General features: G+C 71.6%; 15 protein-coding genes. 4 read left to right on the top strand and 11 right to left on the bottom strand.

Features of this window, described 5'->3' with window-relative positions:
- Nucleotides 1-5 precede the first annotated feature (5 nt).
- From ACFYXF_RS00280 to ACFYXF_RS00290, 3 genes are all read right to left on the bottom strand, one after another.
- Nucleotides 6-1,022, bottom strand: coding sequence for a zinc-dependent alcohol dehydrogenase family protein (locus tag ACFYXF_RS00280; protein WP_389346432.1), 1,017 nt, complete (start codon nucleotides 1,020-1,022; stop codon nucleotides 6-8).
- A 290-nt stretch (nucleotides 1,023-1,312) separates the two neighbouring features.
- Nucleotides 1,313-1,720, bottom strand: coding sequence for a cupin domain-containing protein (locus ACFYXF_RS00285; RefSeq protein WP_389346434.1), 408 nt, complete (start codon nucleotides 1,718-1,720; stop codon nucleotides 1,313-1,315).
- A gap of 55 nt (nucleotides 1,721-1,775) precedes the next feature.
- Nucleotides 1,776-2,102: a carboxymuconolactone decarboxylase family protein gene (locus ACFYXF_RS00290; RefSeq protein ID WP_389346436.1), complete on the bottom strand. Its 327-nt coding sequence runs from the start codon at nucleotides 2,100-2,102 to the stop codon at nucleotides 1,776-1,778.
- 137 nt (nucleotides 2,103-2,239) lie between these two features.
- Here ACFYXF_RS00290 and ACFYXF_RS00295 point away from each other — a divergent pair, with 137 nt between their 5' ends.
- A complete protein-coding gene (locus tag ACFYXF_RS00295) occupies nucleotides 2,240-3,145 on the top strand; it encodes a helix-turn-helix transcriptional regulator (RefSeq protein WP_389346438.1) in 906 nt (301 codons plus the stop codon).
- Nucleotides 3,146-3,222: 77 nt separating this feature from the next.
- Here ACFYXF_RS00295 and ACFYXF_RS00300 read toward each other — a convergent pair whose 3' ends face one another.
- The 4 genes from ACFYXF_RS00300 to ACFYXF_RS00315 form a co-directional block, all read right to left on the bottom strand.
- On the bottom strand, nucleotides 3,223-4,395 hold the full coding sequence (locus ACFYXF_RS00300; RefSeq protein ID WP_389346440.1) for a lactonase family protein: 1,173 nt from the start codon (nucleotides 4,393-4,395) through the stop codon (nucleotides 3,223-3,225).
- Nucleotides 4,396-4,500: 105 nt separating this feature from the next.
- Complete coding sequence (locus ACFYXF_RS00305; RefSeq protein WP_389346442.1) at nucleotides 4,501-6,228, bottom strand: carboxylesterase/lipase family protein; 1,728 nt, start codon at nucleotides 6,226-6,228, stop codon at nucleotides 4,501-4,503.
- The gene (locus ACFYXF_RS00310; protein ID WP_389346444.1) at nucleotides 6,225-7,511 is read right to left on the bottom strand and encodes a HupE/UreJ family protein; all 1,287 of its coding nucleotides are present in this window, start codon (nucleotides 7,509-7,511) and stop codon (nucleotides 6,225-6,227) included. Before ACFYXF_RS00310 ends, ACFYXF_RS00305 begins: the two co-directional genes overlap by 4 nt.
- Nucleotides 7,508-8,740, bottom strand: coding sequence for a DUF3500 domain-containing protein (locus ACFYXF_RS00315; RefSeq protein WP_389346447.1), 1,233 nt, complete (start codon nucleotides 8,738-8,740; stop codon nucleotides 7,508-7,510). The genes ACFYXF_RS00310 and ACFYXF_RS00315 overlap by 4 nt, the downstream gene beginning before the upstream one ends.
- Before the next feature lie 147 nt (nucleotides 8,741-8,887).
- Between ACFYXF_RS00315 and ACFYXF_RS00320 the strand changes: the two genes are divergently transcribed.
- From ACFYXF_RS00320 to ACFYXF_RS00330, 3 genes are all read left to right on the top strand, one after another.
- The gene (locus ACFYXF_RS00320) at nucleotides 8,888-9,598 is read left to right on the top strand and encodes a response regulator transcription factor (protein ID WP_389346449.1); all 711 of its coding nucleotides are present in this window, start codon (nucleotides 8,888-8,890) and stop codon (nucleotides 9,596-9,598) included.
- A complete protein-coding gene (locus ACFYXF_RS00325) occupies nucleotides 9,595-11,007 on the top strand; it encodes an ATP-binding protein (RefSeq protein ID WP_389346451.1) in 1,413 nt (470 codons plus the stop codon). The genes ACFYXF_RS00320 and ACFYXF_RS00325 overlap by 4 nt, the downstream gene beginning before the upstream one ends.
- A 576-nt stretch (nucleotides 11,008-11,583) precedes the next feature.
- Nucleotides 11,584-12,363, top strand: coding sequence for a TrmB family transcriptional regulator (locus ACFYXF_RS00330; RefSeq protein WP_389346453.1), 780 nt, complete (start codon nucleotides 11,584-11,586; stop codon nucleotides 12,361-12,363).
- Nucleotides 12,364-12,397: 34 nt separating this feature from the next.
- Here the strand turns inward: ACFYXF_RS00330 and ACFYXF_RS00335 are convergent, their stop codons facing one another.
- Genes ACFYXF_RS00335 through ACFYXF_RS00350 form a run of 4 tightly spaced genes read right to left on the bottom strand, consistent with a single transcriptional unit; the run spans nucleotide 12,398 to nucleotide 21,277 of the window.
- Nucleotides 12,398-15,031 (bottom strand): family 78 glycoside hydrolase catalytic domain, encoded by a 2,634-nt coding sequence (locus ACFYXF_RS00335; protein ID WP_389346455.1) that lies wholly within the window; start codon nucleotides 15,029-15,031, stop codon nucleotides 12,398-12,400.
- Nucleotides 15,032-15,036: 5 nt separating this feature from the next.
- Complete coding sequence (locus ACFYXF_RS00340; RefSeq protein ID WP_389346457.1) at nucleotides 15,037-16,614, bottom strand: DUF4038 domain-containing protein; 1,578 nt, start codon at nucleotides 16,612-16,614, stop codon at nucleotides 15,037-15,039.
- Nucleotides 16,611-19,127 (bottom strand): beta-glucosidase, encoded by a 2,517-nt coding sequence (locus tag ACFYXF_RS00345; protein ID WP_389346459.1) that lies wholly within the window; start codon nucleotides 19,125-19,127, stop codon nucleotides 16,611-16,613. The genes ACFYXF_RS00340 and ACFYXF_RS00345 overlap by 4 nt, the downstream gene beginning before the upstream one ends.
- Entirely contained in the window at nucleotides 19,124-21,277 is a 2,154-nt protein-coding gene (locus tag ACFYXF_RS00350) for a beta-galactosidase (RefSeq protein WP_389346461.1), read from the bottom strand. The genes ACFYXF_RS00345 and ACFYXF_RS00350 overlap by 4 nt, the downstream gene beginning before the upstream one ends.
- Nucleotides 21,278-21,287 lie beyond the last annotated feature (10 nt).

The raw sequence follows: 21,287 nt of genomic DNA on the forward strand, positions 1-21,287 counted from the left end.
GCACGTCAGGGGCGCAGCAGCGTCTTGACGGCGCGGCGCTCGTCCATGGCCCGGTAGCCCTCGGCGGCCTCGTCCAGCGGCAGCGTCAGGTCGAAGACCTTGCCGGGCTCGATACGGCCGTTCAGGACGCGTTCGACCAGGTCGGGCAGGAAGCGCCGCACCGGCGCGGGGCCGCCGCGCAAGGCGACGTGGGAGAAGAACAGTTCCTGCCCGTCGATGGCCACGTCGTGCGGGACACCGACGAAGCCGACGTTGCCGCCGGGGCGCGTGGCGTGAACGGCCTGACGCATCGACTCCTGCGTGCCGACGCACTCCAGGACGGAGTCCGCGCCGATGCCGCCGGTGAGTTCCTTGATCCGGGCCACACCCTCCTCGCCGCGCTCGGCGGCGATGTCCGTGGCGCCGAACCCGGTCGCGAGCCGCTGCCGGGAGGCATGGCGGCTCATGGCGATGATCCGCTCGGCGCCAAGTTCCCGGGCGGCGATGACGCCGGACAGGCCGACCACGCCGTCGCCGACCACGACCACCGTGGAGCCGGACTTCACCTCGGCGGCGACGGCCGCGTACCAGCCGGTGCCCATCACATCGGAGAGGGCGAGAAGGCTCGGCACGAACGTGTCGTCGGGCTGCCCGTCCAGAGCGACGAGGGTGCCGTCGGCGAGCGGGACACGGATGTACTCGGCCTGGCAACCGCCCACGAACTCCTTGTGCGGGCAGGAGGTCTGATAGCCGGAGCGGCAGATCGGGCAGGTGTTGTCGGAGGCGAAGAAGGAGCCGATGACGAACTGCCCCGACTTGATGTCCTTCACCTCGGAGCCGGTCTCCTCGACCACGCCGACGTACTCGTGGCCGATCGGCGTGGGCTGCGCGACGGGGTTGATGCCTCGGTAGTCCCACAGATCGGACCCGCACACGCAGGCGGCGACGGTCCGGATGATCGCGTCGGTGGGGGCGAGGATCTTCGGTTCGGGGAGGTTCTCCACCCGGATGTCACCGGGGGCGTGGATCACGGTTGCGCGCATGGCTCATTCCAGAGTGCGGGGAAGGGCGAACGGGGTGGGGCGGGCGTCGGCTGCCGGGGACGGCCGGGCGAGGGGAACGGGTCTGCCGTTCCATCGGCTCGCCCGGCGGCGTGGGCTGCGCGTCGAAGTCGTACGGCGGGCGGCGCTCGGCTGCGTTTCGGGCGTCATGGCGTTGTCGGGGAGGCGGGTGGCAGTTCCCGCTCGGCGGTTTCCCGCGTGCGTGGTCACCGCCGTCGTGCGGGTCTTCCGTCCCCGGTCGCAGGTGACGCCGAGGTTCCTGCCGGGCGTGCTCAGTGGGCGGTACGGGTGCTGGTGCGCGGGCGGCCGTACTCGGCGTCGGTGACGTGCTCCAGCCAGTTGACCTCGTCGCCCTCCCACAGGGCGAGGTGCTCCATGAACTGGTCCGGGCTCGCGCCGTGCCAGTGCTCCTCGCCGGGCGGGCAGCCGATGGTGTCGCCCGGGTGGGCCTCGATGATCACACCGTCCCGGGTGCCGACCAGGGCGACTCCGGAGACGACGTGCAGGGTCTGGCCCAGGCCGTGGCTGTGCCAGGCGGTGCGGGCACCGGGCGCGAAGCGAACCATGTTGGCCCGCGCCCGGGAGGGCTCCTCACCCCGGTGGATGACATCCGCCCAGACGTCGCCGGCGAACATGTGCGGGGGCAGCTTCATCGTCGCGGGCTGCTTGAGGATCTCCATGGTGGTGCGTGCTCCTTGCGTCGGCATATGTGGGGGCGTGCGAATGAGAGGGAGATCAGGCCTTGCGGAACAGTTCCCGGGCCACGTTCAGGGCGGACATCGCCCTGGGCCATCCGGCGTAGAACGCCATGTGGGTGATCGTCCCGATGATTTCCTCCTCGGTGACGCCGTTCTGCCTGGCCAGGGGGATGTGGAAGGTGAGCTGCTCGCTGCTGCCGCTGGTGATCAGGCTGGCCACGGTCACCAGGCTTCGGTCCCTCGGGGACAGCTGCGGGCTCTTCCACTCCTGCCCGAACAGCACGTCCTCGCTGTAGCCGGCCAGCGCCGGAGCGACATCCCCGAACAGCTCACGCGGACCCGGCCGGGCCTTCTTCTCCGTCATCGTTCGTGTCCTTTCCGTTCGACACAACCGATGGAACCGCAGGTCACACGTGTGTGAAAGGACTCGTTGATACGTGTACCGGCAGTACACCCCACGGCCGGAGACACCACCGGACAAGCAGACGTAGCCTCGGATCCATGGACAACCGAAGCGAGGTACGCGAGTTCCTGACCAGCCGCCGTGCCAAGATCACGCCCCAGCAGGCGGGGCTGCCCGCCCACACCGGGAACCGGCGCGTCAAAGGGCTGCGCAGGGAAGAGGTCGCGCTGCTCGCCGGCGTCAGCGCCGAGTACTACGCCCGCCTGGAACGCGGCAACCTCTCCGGCGTCTCCGAGCCCGTCATCGACTCACTCGCCCGAGCCCTCCAGCTCGACGAGGCCGAGCGCGCCCACCTCGACGACCTCGCCCGTACAGCGAACACGACCCGCCGCCCGGCACGCCGACGGGCCCCGCAGCCGATCCGGCCCAGCCTCCAGCACCTGCTCGACGCGATGACCGAGGCCCCGGCCTTCATCCGCAACGGCCGCCTCGACATCCTCGCCACCAACCGGCTCGGCCGCGCCCTGTACGCCCCGGTCTTCGCGGACCCCGCCCGGCCCGTGAACCTCGCCCGGTACGAGTTCCTCAACCCCGGCGCGGCCGACTTCCTGCCCCAGCTGGAACGCCAGGCGGCCGGGGCGGTGGCGCTGCTGCGCACCGAGGCGGGACGCGACCCGTACAACCGGGACCTGACCGACCTGGTCGGTGAACTCTCCACCCGCAGCGAGAAGTTCCGCACCCTGTGGGCCGCCCACGACGTGCGGCTGCACCAGACCGGCGTCAAGTACTTCCACCACCCCGCGGTCGGCGAACTCGCCCTCGCCTTCGAGGCCATGCCCATCCCCACCGAGCCCGGCCTCACCCTCACCGCCCTCAGCGCCGAACCCGGCACCCCCGCCCACGACAGCCTCCAGCTCCTCGCCAGCTGGGCCGCCACCCTCGACCAGGACGAACGGGACGACCAGCCGGACATCGCGGCCTCCAGCGGCGAACACAGCGCGTAGCGGAGCTGCGCAACACGGCCATGAGCCCACGTGTGGCCACATAGCCCGGACCTGGCCGCGCTCCCCCACTCGGAGGCTCAGGGGCGGCCGAACGTGATGCAGGCGGGCCTCGGTACGGGTACGGATGTGCCGGTGTCCGTGAGTTGGCCCGAGTGTGGGTTAACGCCGAAGAGGTTCACCGTGCTGCTCCCCTGGTTCGCGACGAACAGCCATCTGCCGCTGGGGTGGAGGGAGAAGCTCCACGGTGTGAGGCCTCCGCAGGGGATGCGCTGCACCAAGGTGAGCAGGCCGGTCCTTCGGTCCGTCGAGAAGACGACGAGGGTGTTCTCGCCGCGGTTGGAGGTGTAGACGAAGCGGCCGTCACGGCTGCTGGCCAGTTCGGCGGCGCTCGTGGTGCCGGTGTGTTCGGGCACGTTGGTCGACAGGCTCTGGAGATGGGTCAGGACGCCGTCTTCCGGGCTCCATCCCAAGGTCTGGATGTCGGCGGTCAGTTCGTTCAGGAGGTAGACGATCCTGCCGCTCGGGTGGAAGACCACGCGCCGTGGTCCCGACCCCGGCGCCGTCGCGTAGGCGCTCGGGCCGGCGGACAGGGTTTGCGTGGGCCGGTCGAAGCGGTGGACGAAGATCCGGTCGGCGCCTAGGTCCGGGACCAGCGCGAATCTGCCGCTCGGGTCGATGACCACGTGGTGGGCGTGCGGCCCTGTCTGGCGCGGGTGGGGGCCGGAACCGGTGTCCTGTACCCGGGACATCACGGCGCCGAGTCCGCCGTCCGCGCCGATCGGCGCGGAGACGACGGTGCCGGCCGCGAAGTCCGCGGCCAGCAGCGTCCTCGACCGGACGTCGACTCCGATGTACGACAGTCCACCGCCCGCCGGTGTCGCCTGTGTTGCGATCTCGCCGAACTGCTCCAGCGCGCCGGTGGCCCTGTCGACGCGGAAGGCGCGGACGGTCCCGCCGGATTCACCGCCGGTGGCGTACAGGACCGCCTTCCTCGGGTGGGCGGCCAGCCAGTTGGAGCCGGTCTGCGCCACGGGCCCGACCGATGTCAGGGTCGCGTAGGACGGGTCGAACCGCAGCGCGTGCACCTGGCCGAGGGTCCAGCTGCCGACGTGGAGGAGGTCGACCGGCCCGCCCGGCGCCGCCTCGGCCGACGCGGCGGACAACAGCGGTACTCCTGCCGCGGCGGACGCCGCCATGGCTCCCAGCAGCGTTCTGCGGGACGGTGTCCCGGATCTTGGGTCGTTGCTCATCGGGCGAATCTCTCCCTCTCTGGGCGTCGCACGTCGACGGCTGAAGAGTTGCAGGACCTTGTGCCACGCATAGTGCTCACATCTCGAAGTCTGTGCGGCGGGTTCTCAGTACTCCGTCTTCTGCGACTCCAAGTAGCTCTTCAGGAAGACGTACTTGGCGTCCGTGTCCGCCGCCGCCCGGGGTGCGAAGGTGTCGCCGAGTTCCATCGAGAGCGGTCGCGTCGTGCGCAGGGCGGGCCAGACCGGCAGGGAGCGCCCGTTGGGGTTGCCCGTGGCGGCGAAGTTCGCCACGTAGGAGGAGGTGGTGTCGGCGATCGCGTGGTCGGCGTCGGTCCAGGGGCGGTCGGTGCCGTACAGGTTGCCGAAGAGGTAGTACTTCTCGGCGCCGTGGTAGGCGCCGGCGCCGTTCGCGGGTTCGATCGGGTTGGTGGTGTCCGAGCCGGGCGGCGCGTGCGTCCACCAGTAGTTGTAGACCGGGCTGCGGCTGCCCGCGGTGTTCCTGAACTGGGTTCCCCACAGGAAGGTGGAGACCCGCTCCTCGTCCCGTGCGTAGGCGTTGTACTGCGCGGCCGCCTCCGTGTCGGTGGTGGCGGGGTAGAGCGTGAGGAAGTCGGCGGCCTTGTCACCGAAGGTCGTCGCCGCGAACGCCTGGAACTGGGCGACGGTCATCGCCGGCGTCACCGAAGCGCCGTTCTCGTCCTTGTTGTTGCCGGTGAACACCGGAACGTCGTACTCGGTCCGGGACTCCATGGCGGCGGTGTAGCCGGTCGGCAGGACATGACCGTCCAGGACGTTGCCGAAGTCGGTGCCGACGGCCGGTGCCCCGGGGGCGTAGACCTTCGCCACGATCTCGTCCGCCGACAGCGCCCGCAGCCCGGCCAGTGAGGCGGCGCCCATGTAGGTGCCGAACGCGGTGCCGTTGGCCTCGGCCACCGGCAGGATGTCGTAGCCACCCGCCACCCGGCCGAGCGCCGGGTCCTTGGTGTACTGCACGCCCGCCGCCAGCAGTGCCCGGTGGAACAGTCCTCGGGCCAGCTTCGAGATCATCAGGATGTTCACGAAGGACGAACCGTGCGACCAGCCGGCCAGGGTCACCCGGTCCGGGTCGCCGCCGAACGCGGCGATGTTGCGCCGGATCCACCGCAGTGCCGCCACCGTGTCCAGGACGCCCCAGTTGCCCGAGCCTCCGTTCCCCGACTCCGCGCTCAGTTCGGGGTGGGCGAGGTTGCCGAACGCGCCGACCCGGTGGTTGAAGGTGACGACCACCGCGCCCTTGGCGGCCAGGTTGGCGCCGTCGTAGACCGGTTGCGAGGCCCACATCGCGCTGTTGCGGCCGCCGTAGATCCAGACGAAGACCGGGCGGCGCTCCCCCGAACTCGCCGCGCCCGTCCAGATGTTGAGGTTGAGGCAGTCCTCGCTCAGCGGGGGCACCTTGTCGGCGGCGATGCCGGTGACCGGCTGAGGGCAGGCCGCGCCCCAGGTGTCGGCCGTGCGGACGCCCGTCCAGGACGGCGGCGGCTGCGGCGGACGCCAGCGGTTCTGCCCTGCGGTGGACGCCGCGTACGGGATGCCTTTGTAGACGGTGATCCCGTCGAGGGCGGCCGGTACGCCGACGACCGGACCCGACTGCGTCCTCACGGGGCTGCCGGAGGTGCTCCCGGGCGCGGCCAACGCCGGATCCGCCGCCAGGCCGCCCAGCAGCGCCGCGCCGGCCGTCGCGCCGACGGTGCGTCCGAGGAAGCCGCGGCGTCCGAGCCCGGCCGGGTCGCCCGTCGCTGCGGCGGCCGCGTGCGGGTGCCCGGTGTGGGCAGGTTGGATGTCTGGCGTGCTCAAGTGAGTCTCCCGGTGGAAGAAGTGCGCGGTGTCAGGCGCAGCGCGACGACGGCGAGTACCGCAAGTGATGCGGCGACCAGCAAGGGGTGTGCGACCAGCCAGGTCTGGACGCCTTCGAACGGGTCGGAGGGCGTCAGCGCCGCGCGCTCCAGCATCCAGGAGGCCGAGAACAGCAGCCCGAGGGCGGCCAGGGTGAGGCGGAACGCCGGGTAGCAGGCTGTGCGGGCCAGGACGAGCAGCGACGGCATGATCAGTACGACGACGAGCAGTTGGGTCAGTTCGATGCCCAGGTTGAAGCCGAGGAGTGTGGTGACGAGGGATCCCCGGTCCAGGCCGAGGTCGCCGATGAGCGAGGCGAACGCCAGCCCGTGGACGAGCCCGAAGCCACCGGCGATGAGGACCTCGCCGCGGGCCACGAGAGGACGTATGGCGTGGACCGCCGACACCGCGATCGAGAAGGCGATCAGCGTCTCCACCGGGCGGGACGGTACGTGGATCACTCCGGCCGCCGCCAGGGCGAGGGTGAGCGAGTGGCCCGCGGCGAACGCGGAGACCACGTGCACGACGCGGACGACGACCCGCCGCCTCGACGCGCCGGCGGCGCGCCACCGACCTCCGGACGCCACCAGCGGGGCCGGGACCAGCAGCATGAGGAGGAACAGCAGGTGATCGGCGCCCTCACCGACGTGCTCCGTCCCCAGACCGACGGTGGTGACGAAGCCCCGCACCCATGACCCTTGCCCGGCGGGGACGTTCAGGTTGGTGGTGTCCCAGTCGAGAACCCCGAGGGTCTGGGCGTCATCCGTCCTCAGGATTCCGCGGTCGAAGTCGTACCGGACGGTGGCGATGACCCGGTGGGTGACGAGTTCCTCGACGACGACGTCGTAGCGGAGGTCGAAGTCGGTGACACGGCCGTCGGGCGGGCGGATCTCCAGCGGGTAGACGAGATGGTCCGTCGCGTCGATCGTACGGACCGTCGGGGTGCCGAGCGTCACCGTCCAGGGGGTGCCGTCGTCGCCGACGGCGGCGATGTGCCCGGCCGTGTAGTCGCCGAGGAACGACCGGTCGGCGCCGAGAACGCTCGCGGAGGTGAGTTCGCGGTGCACGGCGACGGCCAGCCTGTCGATCGGCAGCTGCACCTCCCCCTCGACCCGGTCGTCCCGGACGTCGAGGAGGACCGCGGAGGTGCTCATCGGGTGGGCGCCGGCCGGTGACGCGAGGCCACCGACCAGCAGGAAGGCCGTGAGCAGCAGGGTGGACAGGAGACGGCGCACGGACGTCATTCCCAGCCGTAGTCGGCGGTCTCGTCCCGGAAGATCGTGTGCTGGTGGATCTCGTCGGTGGACGCGCCCGGCTGGTTGGAGAACTCGATCCAGGCCGACGGTCCGTCAAGCCGCACGTAGGTCTGGCTGTTGTCCAGGGTCGTCCCGCCGCTCCAGCCGATGTACGTCTCGTCGTACTCCGAGACGTACTTGGCCAGCAGCCGGGCCGCCGCCTTCTCGTCCAGGTCGTCGACCCACGCCCTGAGCATCGCGGTGACCTTCGCCCGCTGCTTCTTGGTGAGGCTGCTGACCAGGACGCCCTCCGGCTGGGCGGGGAAGGGGCCGTCGTGGCCGGGGCCGAGGTAGAGGTCGTCGAAGCTGCCGTCGATCTCGGCGGCGGTCAGTTCCCCGGCGGTGAGGGACTGGATCGCGGCGATCGTGGCGGTCCGCTTGTCCTCCAGCGGGGCGTAGTACAGGTTCTCCCAGTCGAACTCCATCGGCTCCACGGCGGTGAGGGTGGGCGAGATGCTCACGCTGCCGCCGGCGTACGTGAGGTTGTAGGCGGCGTGGTGACCGCCGTACTGGAGCGTGAACTGCCCGGATTTGCTGGGTGTTCCGAAGAAGGAGACGTAGTACCACTCCGAGCCGAAGTTGGCGCCGCCGCCTCCGCCTGGGGGACGACCGCCGCCGGTGGGCGTCGCGGTAGGGGTGGCTGTCGGGGTGCCGGTCGGGGTGCCGCCGCCCGGTCCGCCGGTGTCCGGGAGCGAGGCGAGATAGTCGTCGGCCTTGCGGATCTCGACGAGTTCCTCGTAGCCCTTCTTGCTGAGCGCGGCCTCCATGACCTTCAGGGCCGCGGCCTCCTGCGTGTCGGTGAGGTCGCCCAGCTTCAGGCCGTTGCGCTCGACGACGGGCGTCGGGAAGTTGGACCAGCCGGTCTTCTTCGCCGGGTCGTCGAAGTCGTAGAGGGCGGTGTCCTTCTGCTCGTCGGACAGCGTGGCGAGGAAGACGTTCGCGGCGGCCACGACCTGCGCGGTGTTCGCGCCGCCGGCGCCGGTGCGCAGGGCGGACGCCGGGACCGGATGCGGCTTCGTCAGCGCCGCCGGCGACGACGCCGGGTCGACGGTGCCACAGCCCGCGCCGCCGAGACCGAGGCACACGACGAGCGCCACGGCACGGTGTACGCGTAACCGCCGCCGAGCCGACGCGGTCGGTGCGGTCGGTGCGGACATGGAGAAGGGAACGGAGGACATGGGACTCCTGTGGGGGGGGTGGGTTCAGGTGCGGTCCCATGCTCCGCGAGCGATCTCAGACCCGGTCGGGAGCCGGTCCGGAATTCGATGAGAACCGGTGCCCGGAATGCGAACCGGTGCCCGGAAGCGGTGTGCCATCATGCCCGGATGTCTGATCGTGTCCTCATCGCCGACGACGATCGCGCGGTCCGTGAATCCCTCGCGCGCGCACTGGAGTTGGAGGGGTACGACGTCGTCACCGCCGCCGACGGGGTCGAGACGCTGACCCGGGTCCGCCGGGAGTCCTTCGACGTGCTGGTCGTCGACGTCATGATGCCCCATGTCGACGGCATGGCCGTGTGCCGTGTGCTGCGCGCCGACGGTGACCGCACACCGGTCCTCATGCTCACCGCCCGGTCCCGCACCCCGGACCGGGCGGCCGGCCTCGACGCCGGTGCCGACGACTATCTGCCCAAGCCCTTCGCGGTGCCCGAACTGACGGCCCGGCTACGGGCGTTGCTGCGCAGAGCCGCTCTGGCACCGAAGCCCGTACGGGAGACCGAGGACGCGGAGTGGGGCGACACCGTCCTGCGCATGGCCTCGCTACGGATCTCTCCGGGGGCCCGGCGTGTGTGGTGGGGCGAGAGCGAAGTGCAGCTCACCAGAACGGAGTTCGACCTGCTGGAACTCCTCGTGCGCAACGAGGGACTCGTGCTGGATCACGGGACGCTCTACGAGCAGGTCTGGGGTCCTGACGCCGGCGTGGACGCCAAGAACCTGGCGGGCTACGTCGGGTATCTGCGGCGCAAGCTCGGCGCGGCGGGAGCGCCCGACCTGATCCACACCGTGCGCGGCGTGGGGTACGCGGCACGGTCATGACCCTACGTACGCGGTTCGCGCTCGCCTTCGCCGCCATCGGTGCCGTGGTGGCGCTGCTGGTCGGAGCGCTGAGTTATCGCGCCGCCTCCGACCGGGTCGTCGCCGAGATCGACCGGACCCTGCGGTCGGCCACGGTCGCTCTGGCGCACGCCGAGGAACGGGGAGGGCGGCCGCTGGTCTCCGAGTTGATCGCCCAGGTGCCGGAACTCTTTCCCGGCCCTGACCGCCCCGGTCCCGGTGACGAGCCGGAACGTCGGATGGTCCTTCAGACCGTCGCCGTCGACGGAACCGTCGCCCGCCTCGGTGGCCCGGGCGTGCCGCTGCCGGTGTCCGACACCGGGCGGACCCTGGCCGCCTCGGGCCGGGCCGGGGACACGGACATCGCCGAGGTGGTCGTGGCGGGCCGCACCTACCGTCGTCTGACCACCGCCCTGGGCGGGAACCGGGGCGCGCTGCAGGTGGCCGTCCGGATCGACGAGACCCGTCGTGTCCTGGGCGGTATGGCCAGGGAGATCGCGGGGGTCAGCCTCGTGGCCATGCTGGTCGCGGCCTGCGCGGGTGTGCTGGTCGCGGGGCGCATCACCCGGCGTCTGGTACGGCTGGCCGAGGCCGCCGAAGAGGTCAGTGCCGACGGCCGGGCCGTGCTCGGACACGCGGACCTGACGGGCGGGCGGGACGAAGTGGGCCGGCTGTCCACGTCGTTCGGCAGGATGCTCGGGCGGATCGCCGCCGCCCGTGACGCCCAGGAGAGACTGGTGCACGACGCCGCCCACGAGTTGCGGACCCCTCTCACCAGTCTGCGTACCAACGCCGCGGTGCTGCGTCGCGTCACCGAGCTCTCGCCACAGGCCCGCGAGCGGCTCCTCGACGACGTGGAGGGCGAGACCGGCGAACTCGCGCACCTCGTGGAGGAACTCGTGGAGCTGGCGCTGGCCGGCGGCCAGGAAGAGGCCGAGGAGGCCGTGGAGTTGGCCGTAGTGGCCCGCCGTGTCGCGCGGCGCGTGTACCGGCGCAGCGGTCGCCTGGTCCATGTCGACGCCGACGGCACGGTGGTCCGTGGCCGCCCGCAGGGCCTGGAACGCGCGCTGGGCAACCTGCTGGAGAACGCCGCCAAGTTCGACCCCGACGGCGACGATCCCATCGAGGTGCGCATCCGCCGTGGCGCGGTCACCGTGTCCGACCGTGGACCGGGCATCGACGCCGACGCCCTCCCCCGGGTGTTCGACCGCTTCTACCGCGCCGACACCGCTCGCGCCCTGCCCGGCTCCGGACTCGGCCTCGCCATCGTCCGCGACGTCGCCGAGGCCCACGGCGGCACGGTGACCGCGGGCCCTCGCCCGGGCGGCGGGGCCCGGATCGGCTTCACCGTGGCAGGGTCGCGGCTGCTGCCCGGGTCCGAAGCCGATTGACGTTCCCGTGGAGGATCGTCGCAAGCCTCGGAAAGGAGCGCGGAGATCCTGTCCGCAGTCGGGGAGGACGGCCTCCCAGAACTCCCCCGCGAGGAACGCCCTCCGGCCGGACCCCCGCAGACCCACACGATCAGGCGACCACGAGCCGCACATCAACTCTCGTATCACCCCTTCGCAGAGGGTCGCCGAAAGCGTTCCAGTTGTGGGCGAAGCGGTCCTGAGCCCGCTAAGCGAACGGGCCCCGGCTTGTGCGGCAGCGGGAGCCTCGCACCCCCTGTGCTGATTGTGCTTGCCAGGATGGAAAGGCCGGCCGGGGGGGAGCCGGCCGAGCGCCGTCCATGGGCGGCCGGGGTGATGCCCCGCCCGGACGGTGAGGTGCTGTCGTTCGCCGCCCCCGACCCGGTTGCGCAGGTCGACGCCGACGTCGTACGACAACTGCGGCGCCGGGATGGTGCGGTTGACGCCGGTCTGCGGGACCTCGAAGGTCCACTCCGTGGTCGATGACCGTGAGAACTCCCAGCCCTGAGCCGTGCGGGCGACGTTCAGGACCGCTCGATACTCGTCCTGCGGGCCAACGTGCTCGCGCACACCGGCGACGACGACGCCGGCTGGGCGGCGGAGGACCCCGACCGGGCGCTGCGCGGCCTGGTGCTCCGCTACGAGGAGGGGCTGCTCGACGTGCGCGGCCGGTTGCCCGGACTACAGAAGCGCTACCGGCTCTCCCGCCGCACCGGCGAGGAGGCGGGCGCCATCGAGCGGCTCGACACCTGGCAGGACATCGGCGACCGCTACCACCGGCTGCTGCGCGACGCCGAGGCCGAGGTGCTGATGTGGGACACCGCCCCCTATGTCCCCGGCGAGGTCGGCCCGGCGGAACGGACGGCCCTCGACCGCGGTGTTCACTTCCGTCAGCTCTGTGATCCCGACGGCATGCCCGACGAGGTGAAGCAGGAGCGTACGGCGGTACGCGGCCTGCACGTGCGGATCCACTCCGACCTCCCCTTCCGGGGAGCGATCGCGGACGGCACGGCGGCCGTCATCACCATGGACCGCGCCTCGCAGAACGCCAACGCGCTCCTCGTACGCCCCTCACCCCTGCTCGACGGCCTCGTCATGCTCTTCGAGACGTGCTGGAGCCGAGGGGTGCCCATCGGCCGCGACGCCTCGGGGCTGAGCGCGGAGGAACGCGAGGTGATGGGGTTGCTGGCGGCAGGCCTCAAGGACGAGGCGATCGCACGAGGGACAGGGACCACCACCCGGACCGTGCGCCGCCGCGTCCAGGCACTGCTGACGGCGTTGCAGGCGAGAAGCCGCTTCCACGCGGGCTCGGAGCCCGCCCGGCGGGGCTGGGTCTGAGGCACGGGACCCGGGCAGGACCTCGGGCACCCCCTCAGGGGTACCGGATCGCGGTCGGTGGCCAGGTCGGAGCGGTGTAGGGACAGTGGAACGTGTGGCGTCCCGAGCCGATCTCGAACGGGTCGCTGCCGTCCGGGAGTTGGACTTCGGCCCGGACGTTCGGGGGCACCACCGCCTCGACGACCAGGGTTTCCCTCTTGTTGCCCTCGATGCGCCATCCCGCCTCGGCCCTGCCGTACGGGGTGTCGTGGGCCGCCTTCGCCCACGTCAGGTCGCCGCCCGGGACCGGGGCGATCCGCAGCCGACGCCAGCCGGGTCCGGCGGCGGCGAGACCCGCGACCGTGCGGTGCAGCCAGTCGGCGACGGCGCCGAGCGCGTAGTGGTTGAAGGAGGTCATCTCGCCGGGGTTGACGGTGCCGTCGGGCAGCATCGAGTCCCAGCGCTCCCAGATCGTGGTGGCGCCCATGGTCAGCGGGTAGAGCCACGACGGGCAGTCCTTCTCCAGGAGCATCCGGTAGGCGAGCTGTGGTTCGCCCGCCGCGCACAGGGCGTCGCAGATCAGGGGCGTGCCCGTGAAACCGGTGGCGATCCGGAAGGACGCGCGCCGCACGATGGACGCCAACCGTTCGGCGGCGCCCCGTCGTTGACGTTCCGTCGGCAGGAGCGAGAAGGAGAGTGCCAGCGCGTACGCGGTCTGGGCGTCGGAGGCCAGCCGGCCGTCCGGTGTGACGAAGTGGTCGGCGAACCGCTCGCGTACCGCGTGTGCGTGCATGCGGAAGCGGGCTGCGGTCTCCGTGTCGTCCAGGAGTTCGGCGGTCTCGGCGAGAACCTCCGCGGAGCGGATGACGTACGCGTTGGCGACGAGGTCGCCGTCGGTCCGCGACTCCCCCGGCCGGTCCGGCGGGGCCTGCGGGTCGAGCCAGTCCCCGAGTTGGAAGTCCTGCCGCCACAGCCCGTCGCCCTCGGCGGTGAGCCGGATCGTGGCCTCGCCCCAGGCCCTCATGCTCGGGTACTGGGTGCGCAGCACCTCCAGGTCCCCGAACCGCTGGTACAGCGTCCACGGCAGGAGCACCGCGACATCGGCCCACACCGCCTGCGCGCCCACCCCCTCGAACGCGGCCGGCAGCACGTCGGGGACGACGAGGGGCGGCACACCGTCCGGCCGTGCCAGTTGTTCCGCGGACAGGTCGCGCAGCCAGCCGACCAGCATGCCGGAGCAGTCGTGGAGGAAGGACGCGGTGGGCGCGAAGACCTGGATGTCGCCGGTCCAGCCCATGCGTTCGTCGCGCTGCGGGCAGTCCGTGGGGACGTCGAGGAAGTTGCCGCGCATGCCCTGTACGACGTTCTCGTGCAGCCGGTTCACCAGAGGGTCGGAGCTCTCGAACCAGCCGGTGCGGGCCATGTCCGTGTGGAGCACGACCGCCTCGATGTCGGCGGGGTCGAACGGTCCGGGCCAGTTCCCGATCTCGGCGTAGCGGAAGCCGTGGAAGGTGAAGTGCGGTTCGTACACCTCTACGCCTTCGCCGCGTAGGACATAGCTGTCCGTGGCGGCGGCGATCCGCAGGGGGCGGGTGCTCAGTTCGCCGTCCTCCAGCACCTCCGCGTGGCGCAGGGTGACCTTGTGCCCGGCGGCGCCCGAGACGCGGATGCGCAGCCGGCCGACGAGGTTCTGTCCGAAGTCCAGGACGGTCCTCCCGGACGGCGTCGTGATGACCGCGACCGGGGCGACGGTCTGGGTTCGTCGCACGGGAGGACCGGTCGGTGCCACCAACTCGGCCTGTGGTGGCGGGAGTTCGCGCACGCGTGCCCAGCCCGACGGATCGTGTCCCGGTGCGGACCAGCCCGGCCGCTCGCACCGGGCGTCGTAGGCCTCACCGTCGTAGATCTCGGAACGCAGCACGGGGCCCGCTGCCGTACGCCAGTGCTCGTCGGTGCCGACGGTCAGCGTCGTGCCGTCGGCGTTCACGATCTCCAACTGGGCCAGGAGCGCGCGGTGTTCGCCGTAGATGTTGCGTCTGCCGCCGTGGAAGCCGAGGCGTCCCGTGTACCAGCCTTCGCCGAGCAGCGCTCCGATGGTGTTCTCGCCGGTCCGCAGCAAGGGGGTCACGTCGTAGGTCTGGTAGCGCAGCCGGTGTGTGTACGAGGTCCAACCGGGGGCCAGGACGTGGTCGCCGACGGGCTCGCCGTTGATCTCGGCCTCGTGGACGCCGTACGCGGTGATGTACAGCCGGGCCGAGGTGACGGGGCCGGTGAGGGCGAAGTCGCGGCGGAGCAGCGCGGCGGGCAGCGGGTCGTCGGCGGGGACGCTGTCCGGGGTGACGGGCCGGGCCGTCCAGTCGGCCGGCTCCAGGAGCCCGGTCTCTGCGTACACGGCCGGCGACCAGGGCGACGGCTCGTCGTCGCCCTCGCCCCAGACGCGTACGCGTACGCCGACCCGTTGCCGGGAGCCGAGCCGCGGCCCCGGCCAGGGGACGAGGAGAGACTCGGGGGACGCCACGCATCCGGTGTCGGCCACGACCGTGCCGTCGGCGGCGGTGATCTCCACCTGGTGGGCGCCCTGCCGCCAGTCCGCGGTGTCGGTGACCGTGCGCCAGCTCAGGCGAGGGGCGGACTCGCCGATGCCCAGGGGCTCGCGGTGGTGCTCGAAGGTGGGGGGCGTGACATGCACGGGGATCAACTCCGGTCCGGGTCATGGCAGATGTACACCCGTGGGGCACCGCCCTCGTCGGGCACGGGTTCCCCGGCGGCAGCGCGCACGCCCTCGCGGACGGTCTCGCCTGTCCGGGGGTCGACCACCCGGTAGGGCAGCGGGACGTTCACCGGATCGGTGACGAACAGGGGGCCGCCCTCCTCCGCGTACCAGAGGTGGAGCACGCCGGGGACGGACAGGCCCCGGGGCGTCAGGGCCGACTGCCAGTCCGGCCGCATGTCCGTCAGCGGAAGGCCGTCGAGGATCCGGGAGACGAGCCCGACATGGCGTGAGCCCTCGAAGTCCAGTGCCTCCCGCCAGCCCGCGTTCTCGGCCAGGAAGAACTCCTCGTGGCCGGGTTCGGCGGCGTGCAGCCGCCACTGCCACAGGCTCGCCGCGCCGTACACGACGCCCATCGTGCCGCCGGCGCAGAGGTTGCTCCAGGCCTCGTGTCCCTGCCACCAGCCCGCGGCCCGGCTCGGGCGGCCGGTGTTCTCGTAGGTCGGCTCGCCGTTGGCGACCGCCTTGGCCGGGGTGTTGCGCCACATGTCCGCGACCCGTTCCTGGACGTGCCCGCCCATGTGGCCGGTCTGGCACCACTGGAAGTGCAGCCAACTCTCGCTCTGGTGGGCGCTGTTGGTGGAGTGCGGCCGGTAGTGGATGCCGCAGGGCTGACCGTACCCGTCCCAGCGGCCGACCTCCGCGCCGCCCGCCGCGATCTGTGGTTCGCCGCCCTCGCCGTCGGCGCCGACCAGGTAGACGGCGGGGGCGGCGCCGTAGCGGGCGACCAGATAGCGGCAGTAGCGCGCGTACTCCTGCGGTGGGACCACCGGGCCCGCCACGCGCAGGCCCTTCCAGCCGAACCCGTGGAAGAGCGGCTGGAGCACGGGGACGATCCCGTGGGCGCGCAGGATGCCGGTCAGCCGGTCGAGGTACTGGAAGTACGCCGGGTTCAGCACGTTCACGTGCCCGGTGGGCAGGTCCTCGAAGCCGACGTCGAACCCCTCGTCGGCGGTGCGGTCGCGCGGGCCGCGCGCGTCCATGTCGGGCTGGACGCTCATCAGCAGCGCCGCGTTGAAGCCCTTGACCCGCCGGTCGGCGGCATAGACCGTGACCTGCTCCTCCGTGGCCCGCCAGGGCAGGGCCCAGACGGTGTCGCCGACGAGCAGCGCGGGCGTCCCGTCCGCGTGCACCAGGCTGCGCCCGCCGGGCGACATCCGCCAGAACCCGTGCCGGTGGAAGGCGTTGCCGTCGTCCGGAGCGGGGCGGACGACGAGCGCTCCGCTCTGCCCGGACAGCCCTTCGTCCATGAGGGAACTGCCGCTCCGCCAGGTCCAGCGGCCGTCGGTCTCCGGGGAGGCGAAACGGATCTTCCAGACCCGGCCGCCGTCCCAGAAGGCGGGACGGCGCAGGACGGTCCCGGATTCATGGGTGAACTCGGCCCATACGTCGACGTCCGTGTAGGGGTTGGCGTAGTCGCGTGTCCCGGTCAGGGTGATCTCGGTCTGGCGCCAGGGGGCGACCACCGGTTCCGCTTCCTTTTCCGGCAGAGCATCGCTCATGACCGGCCCACGGCGATGTCGGTGGTGAGCGGCAACGTCTTCGACGACGGGCCCGCTTCCAACCGGTAGATCCCGGGTTCGACGGCCCAGCCGTCCGCCTCCGTGTCCCAGTGCCGCAGCGCCCGCGCGTCCACCGTCACCGTCACGACCGCCTCCTCGCCGGCCGCCGCCTCGACCGTGGCGAACCCGGCGAGCCAGCGGACCGGACGCTCCACGCCACCGCCCGGGCGACCGGCGTACACCTGCACGACCTCCTTGCCGTGCCGCGTACCGCTGTTGCGTACACGCACTTCAGCCGTGAAGTCGGCACCGGGCCGCGTCTCACCGGGGACGTCGATCGAGACGTACTCCCAGGTGGTGTACCCGAGTCCGTGGCCGAAGTCGTAGCGGGGCGGCTGCCAGTCGGCACGGCCGGTACCCCGGTAGCCGATGAACAGCCCCTCGTCGTAGGCGAGGACGCCGTCGACCGGCTCGGTGGCGGGCAGCCCCCGCTCGGACGCGGGCCAGACCGTGGGCAGCCGTCCGCCCGGCTCCGCCACGCCCAGCAGCACATCGGCGAGCGCGTTGCCGAACTCCTGCCCGGGGAACCAGGCGAGCAGCACCGCCGACACCTCCTCGGCCCACGGAAGCAGCACCGGGGCCCCGGAGTTGACCACGACGACGGTACGGGGGTTGGCCTCGGCGACCCGGCGGACGAGTTCGTCCTGTCGGCCGGGCAGGGCCAGGGTGTCGCGGTCGAAGCCCTCGCTCTCGACCTCCTCGGTGGTGCCGACCACGACCACGGCGACCTCGGCCGCGCGGGCGAGTGCCACAGCCCGTTCGATCTCCTCTTCGTCGCCACCGTGCGGCGGCTGGAGGTTGAGCTGGAACATGGTGACGCCGTCACCGAGGGCCTCGTCGGAGGCGACGATGTCGTGGGTGAGGACGACCTCGGTCTCCTCGCCCGCCGCCAGACCGACGGTGTGCAGACGCTGCGGCGGGGTCATCAGACCCTCCACCAGGTCGGCGCCCGGCGGGAGTTGGAGGCGTACGTCGAAGACCTCGGTGCCCGCGACGGACATCCGGAAGCGTCCGATGCCCGAGCCGCCGATGGCGTACCGGCCTGCGTCGGTCGCGCGGATCACGGTGCGTGCCTCCACCCGGGCGACCCGACCGGTCGGCACTCCGGGGCCGTACGAGCCCATCCACGTGTACGCGCCGCCAGTACGGCGCTCGGAGCCGAGCAGGGTTCCGTCCTCGGACAGGAAGCTCACCTCCACGCCCTCGCCGGAGCCGTCGGGGTGGCGGAGGTGGGCAAGTGCCGCCGCGGGCACGCGAGTCTGCGAGGTGACGCCGATGCCGTGGGTGACCTCGACGTCGTCGCCCAGGGCGGCGCGGATGCCGTCGAGCGGTGAGACGGTGTACGGCGGGAAGACGGTGGCGCTGCCGCCGCCGAGGGTCCGGGCCACGGCCGCGTTGGGGCCCAGAACGGCGACCTTCCTCAAGGTCGCGCGGTCCAGCGGCAGTACGGCGTCCTCGTTGCGGGCCAGCACGAACCCTGCGGCGGCGGTCTCGCGCAGCCGGGCCGCCACCGACACCGCGTCGTACTCCTGCGGCCGGGCGGTGGTGATCGGCATCTCGCTCAGCGCGCCGACCCTGGCGGCGAGGCGCAGCAGTCGCAGCACCTTGTCGTCCACGAGCGACTCGTCGACCTTTCCCTCCTGTACGGCGGCGACCAGCGCGTCGCCCCACGGGCCGATCGGTCCGGGCATCACCAGGTCGAGCGCGGCGCGTGCGGACGGCTCGGTGGTGCGGACGGCGAACCAGTCCGACATCACGAGTCCGTCGAAACCCCAGTCGCCGTGCAGGACTTCGCGCAGCAGCGGGCTCTCGGTCATCGGGTGCCCGTTGACCCCGTTGTAGGCGGCCATGACGGCCCAGACGCGGCCTTCGCCGACGATCGCCTCGAACGGCGTCAAGTACAGCTCCCGCAGCGCGCGTTCGCCGATCCGCGCGTCCAGCGACATCCGCTGGGTCTCCGAGTCGTTGCCGACGAAGTGCTTCACGGTGGCCGCCACACCGCCGCCCTGCACCCCCTTCACGTAGGCGACGCCGATCCGCGCGGTGAGCAGCGGGTCCTCGCTGAAGCACTCGAAGTGCCGTCCGCCGTACGGGGTTCGGTGCAGGTTCACGGTGGGGGCGAGGAGGACGTCCACGCCCTTGGCGCGTGCCTCGTGGGCGAGGAGCCCGCCCAGCCGCTCGATCAGCGGCTCGTCCCAGGTGGCCGCCAGCGCCGTGGGCGAGGGCACGTTGGCGGAGGGGCTGCGCTCGTCCCACAGCTCGCCGCGGACTCCGGCGGGCCCGTCGGAGACGACCAACCTGCGCAGTCCTACGGCCGGTTCGGGATGGAGGGACCAGAAGTCCGCGCCGGTCAGCAGCCTCACCTTCTGCTCCAGGGTGAGCGCGCCGAGGCGCCGGGCGAACTCTGCCTCGTCAGCAGTGGACGGGGCGTCGGTGGTGGGCTGCCGGGTCACGGCGTCCTCCTCGGTGAGGTGTGGCTGGTGGGGGCGTCGACTGTGCTCTCGATGAGGACCCGGACGTCCCAGGGGCCTAGCGCGAGCACGGTTCCGGCGGCGAGGGGCTCGCCGGTGAACAGGTCGCGAACGTCCCCCGGCAGGTGGTAATCGACCGGATCCCAGGCCCAGTTGTGGACGAAGCGCAGGACGGTGCCGTCGGTGGTGGCGGCGGAGGTGCATGTGACGGAGGCAGGCCGGTTCTCGCGCCAGGCGTCGGAGGGAAGCGAGACCGTGGCGACCCAGTCGGCGAGGCTGTGCGAGAGCTCACGGTCCGGGACGGTGCCGACGTACGTCACCCGGCCGTCGCCGTACTCATGGGTGGTGACGGCGGCGAACTGGCCCAGATGGGGATGCTCGTACCCGGCGAGGACGGTGGCGCCGTCCGGGATCAGCCCGTCGGCCCATGCGGTCGCCTGCCCGTGGAGGGCCGTCGTCCCGTCCCCCTTGGTGATCGTGACCGGCGTCAGCACATTGGTGAACTCCTGGTAGTACGCGCCGGCGGCGGTCCGCAGCACTCCGGGCATGACCGTGTGCCGGGCGACGGCCTCCTCGTCGGCGTAGCCGGTGCGCGGGGTGAGGACGAGATGGCCACCGGATTCGGCGTACCGGCGCAGCAGTTCGAGGGTCGCGTCGTCCGCGATGTACAGCGCCGGGACGACCAGCACCGGCCAGCGGTCCACCAACTCCTCGGGGCTGGAGGGAAGTTGTTCCGGGGAAACGATGTCGACGGACAGTCCGGCGTCGAACAGTCCCCGGTAGAAGGCGGCGACGATACGGTCGTAGGACTGCGGATCGCCGAACCAGGCAGGGGTGTTGCCCCTGAGCGGGCCCATGAACTCCATGGCCCAGCGGCTGTCGGCGGACAGCAGCATCGCCACGTCGCTGCGGGCCCGCAGGCCTTCGATAGCCGGGCCGGCCTGCTGCAACTCCCGGGCGATCACCGAGAGTTCCTCATACGTCCGGCCGGGCTCCAGGCTGTGGCCGAGGATGCCGCCCCAGTAGGTCTCGGCGCCGTAGTGCAGGGAGTGCCAGTGCCAGTACTCGATCATCCTGGCGCCGCGCGCGACCATGCTCCACACGGCCTGGCGGGCCTGGCCCCGGTAGAGGGGGAAGTTGTCCGCGGAGCCGCCGATCGAGGTGGCGTTGGTCTCCATGACGAGGAAGGGTTCCTGGCGGATGCCGCGAGCCATGTCGTTCTGGAGGTAGAGCCAGGCAGGTCCTGACCAGGGGACGAAGAACGGGTGCAGTCCGCCGTCCGGCTCGTCGGGGCCTGGCAGCGCAAGCCCGTCCTGGGTGGCGTAGTAGATGTTCGCCCCGGCGATGTCGAGGGGCCGACCGATGGACGAGATGTCCAGGCCCCGCTGGCCTAGGGCGACGCAGGTGGTGACGAAGTGGTGCTCCGGCACGAGGCCGCGGACCAGGTCGGCGTGCCAGGTGATGTACTCCTGGGTCAGCCGGGACTGGTAGCGGCGCCAGGCGAGGTCGTACGACGGGGTGGAGTTGCCGTCGGGGGTCCACAGGTCCGCCCAGTCCTGGAGCCGGTGGGACCAATAGGTGAGCCCCCAGCGGCTGTTGAGCGTCTCGACGTCGCCGTAGCGTTCACGGAGGTGGTCCAGGAAACCCTGGAACACCGAGTCGTTGTGGAAGAGCCGCAGCCCGGGCTCGTTGTCGACCTGCCAGCCGATGACCGCCGGGTGGTCGGCGTAGCGCCCCACGATGTTGCGGACCAGCCGCTCGGCAAGATGCCGGAACGCGGGGTGGGAGTAGTCCGCGTCCTGCCGCATGCCGTACGGGATCGGCTCCCCGGTGCGTGAACGGGCCGCCGTCTCCGGGTACTTGCGGCGCAGCCACGGCGGGACGGCGTAGGTCGGGGTGCCCACGATCGCCTTGATGCCTCGTTCATGGGCGGCGTCGAGCACCGGTTGCAGCCAGTCGAGTTCGAACCGGCCCTCGCGGGGTTCCCAGGTCGACCAGACCGACTCGCCGACCCGGATCACGCTGAACCCGGCCTCGGCCATCAGGTCGAGGTCCTGCGCGAGCCGCTCGTACGGCTGGTACTCGGTGTAGTAGGCGGCTCCGAAGAGCATGCGTGAGGGTGAAGTGCCCATACGGTACTGG

Origin of the sequence: Streptomyces sp. NPDC002680, assembly GCF_042889145.1 — a bacterium.
Classification (GTDB): Bacteria; Actinomycetota; Actinomycetes; order Streptomycetales; family Streptomycetaceae; genus Streptomyces; species Streptomyces adonidis.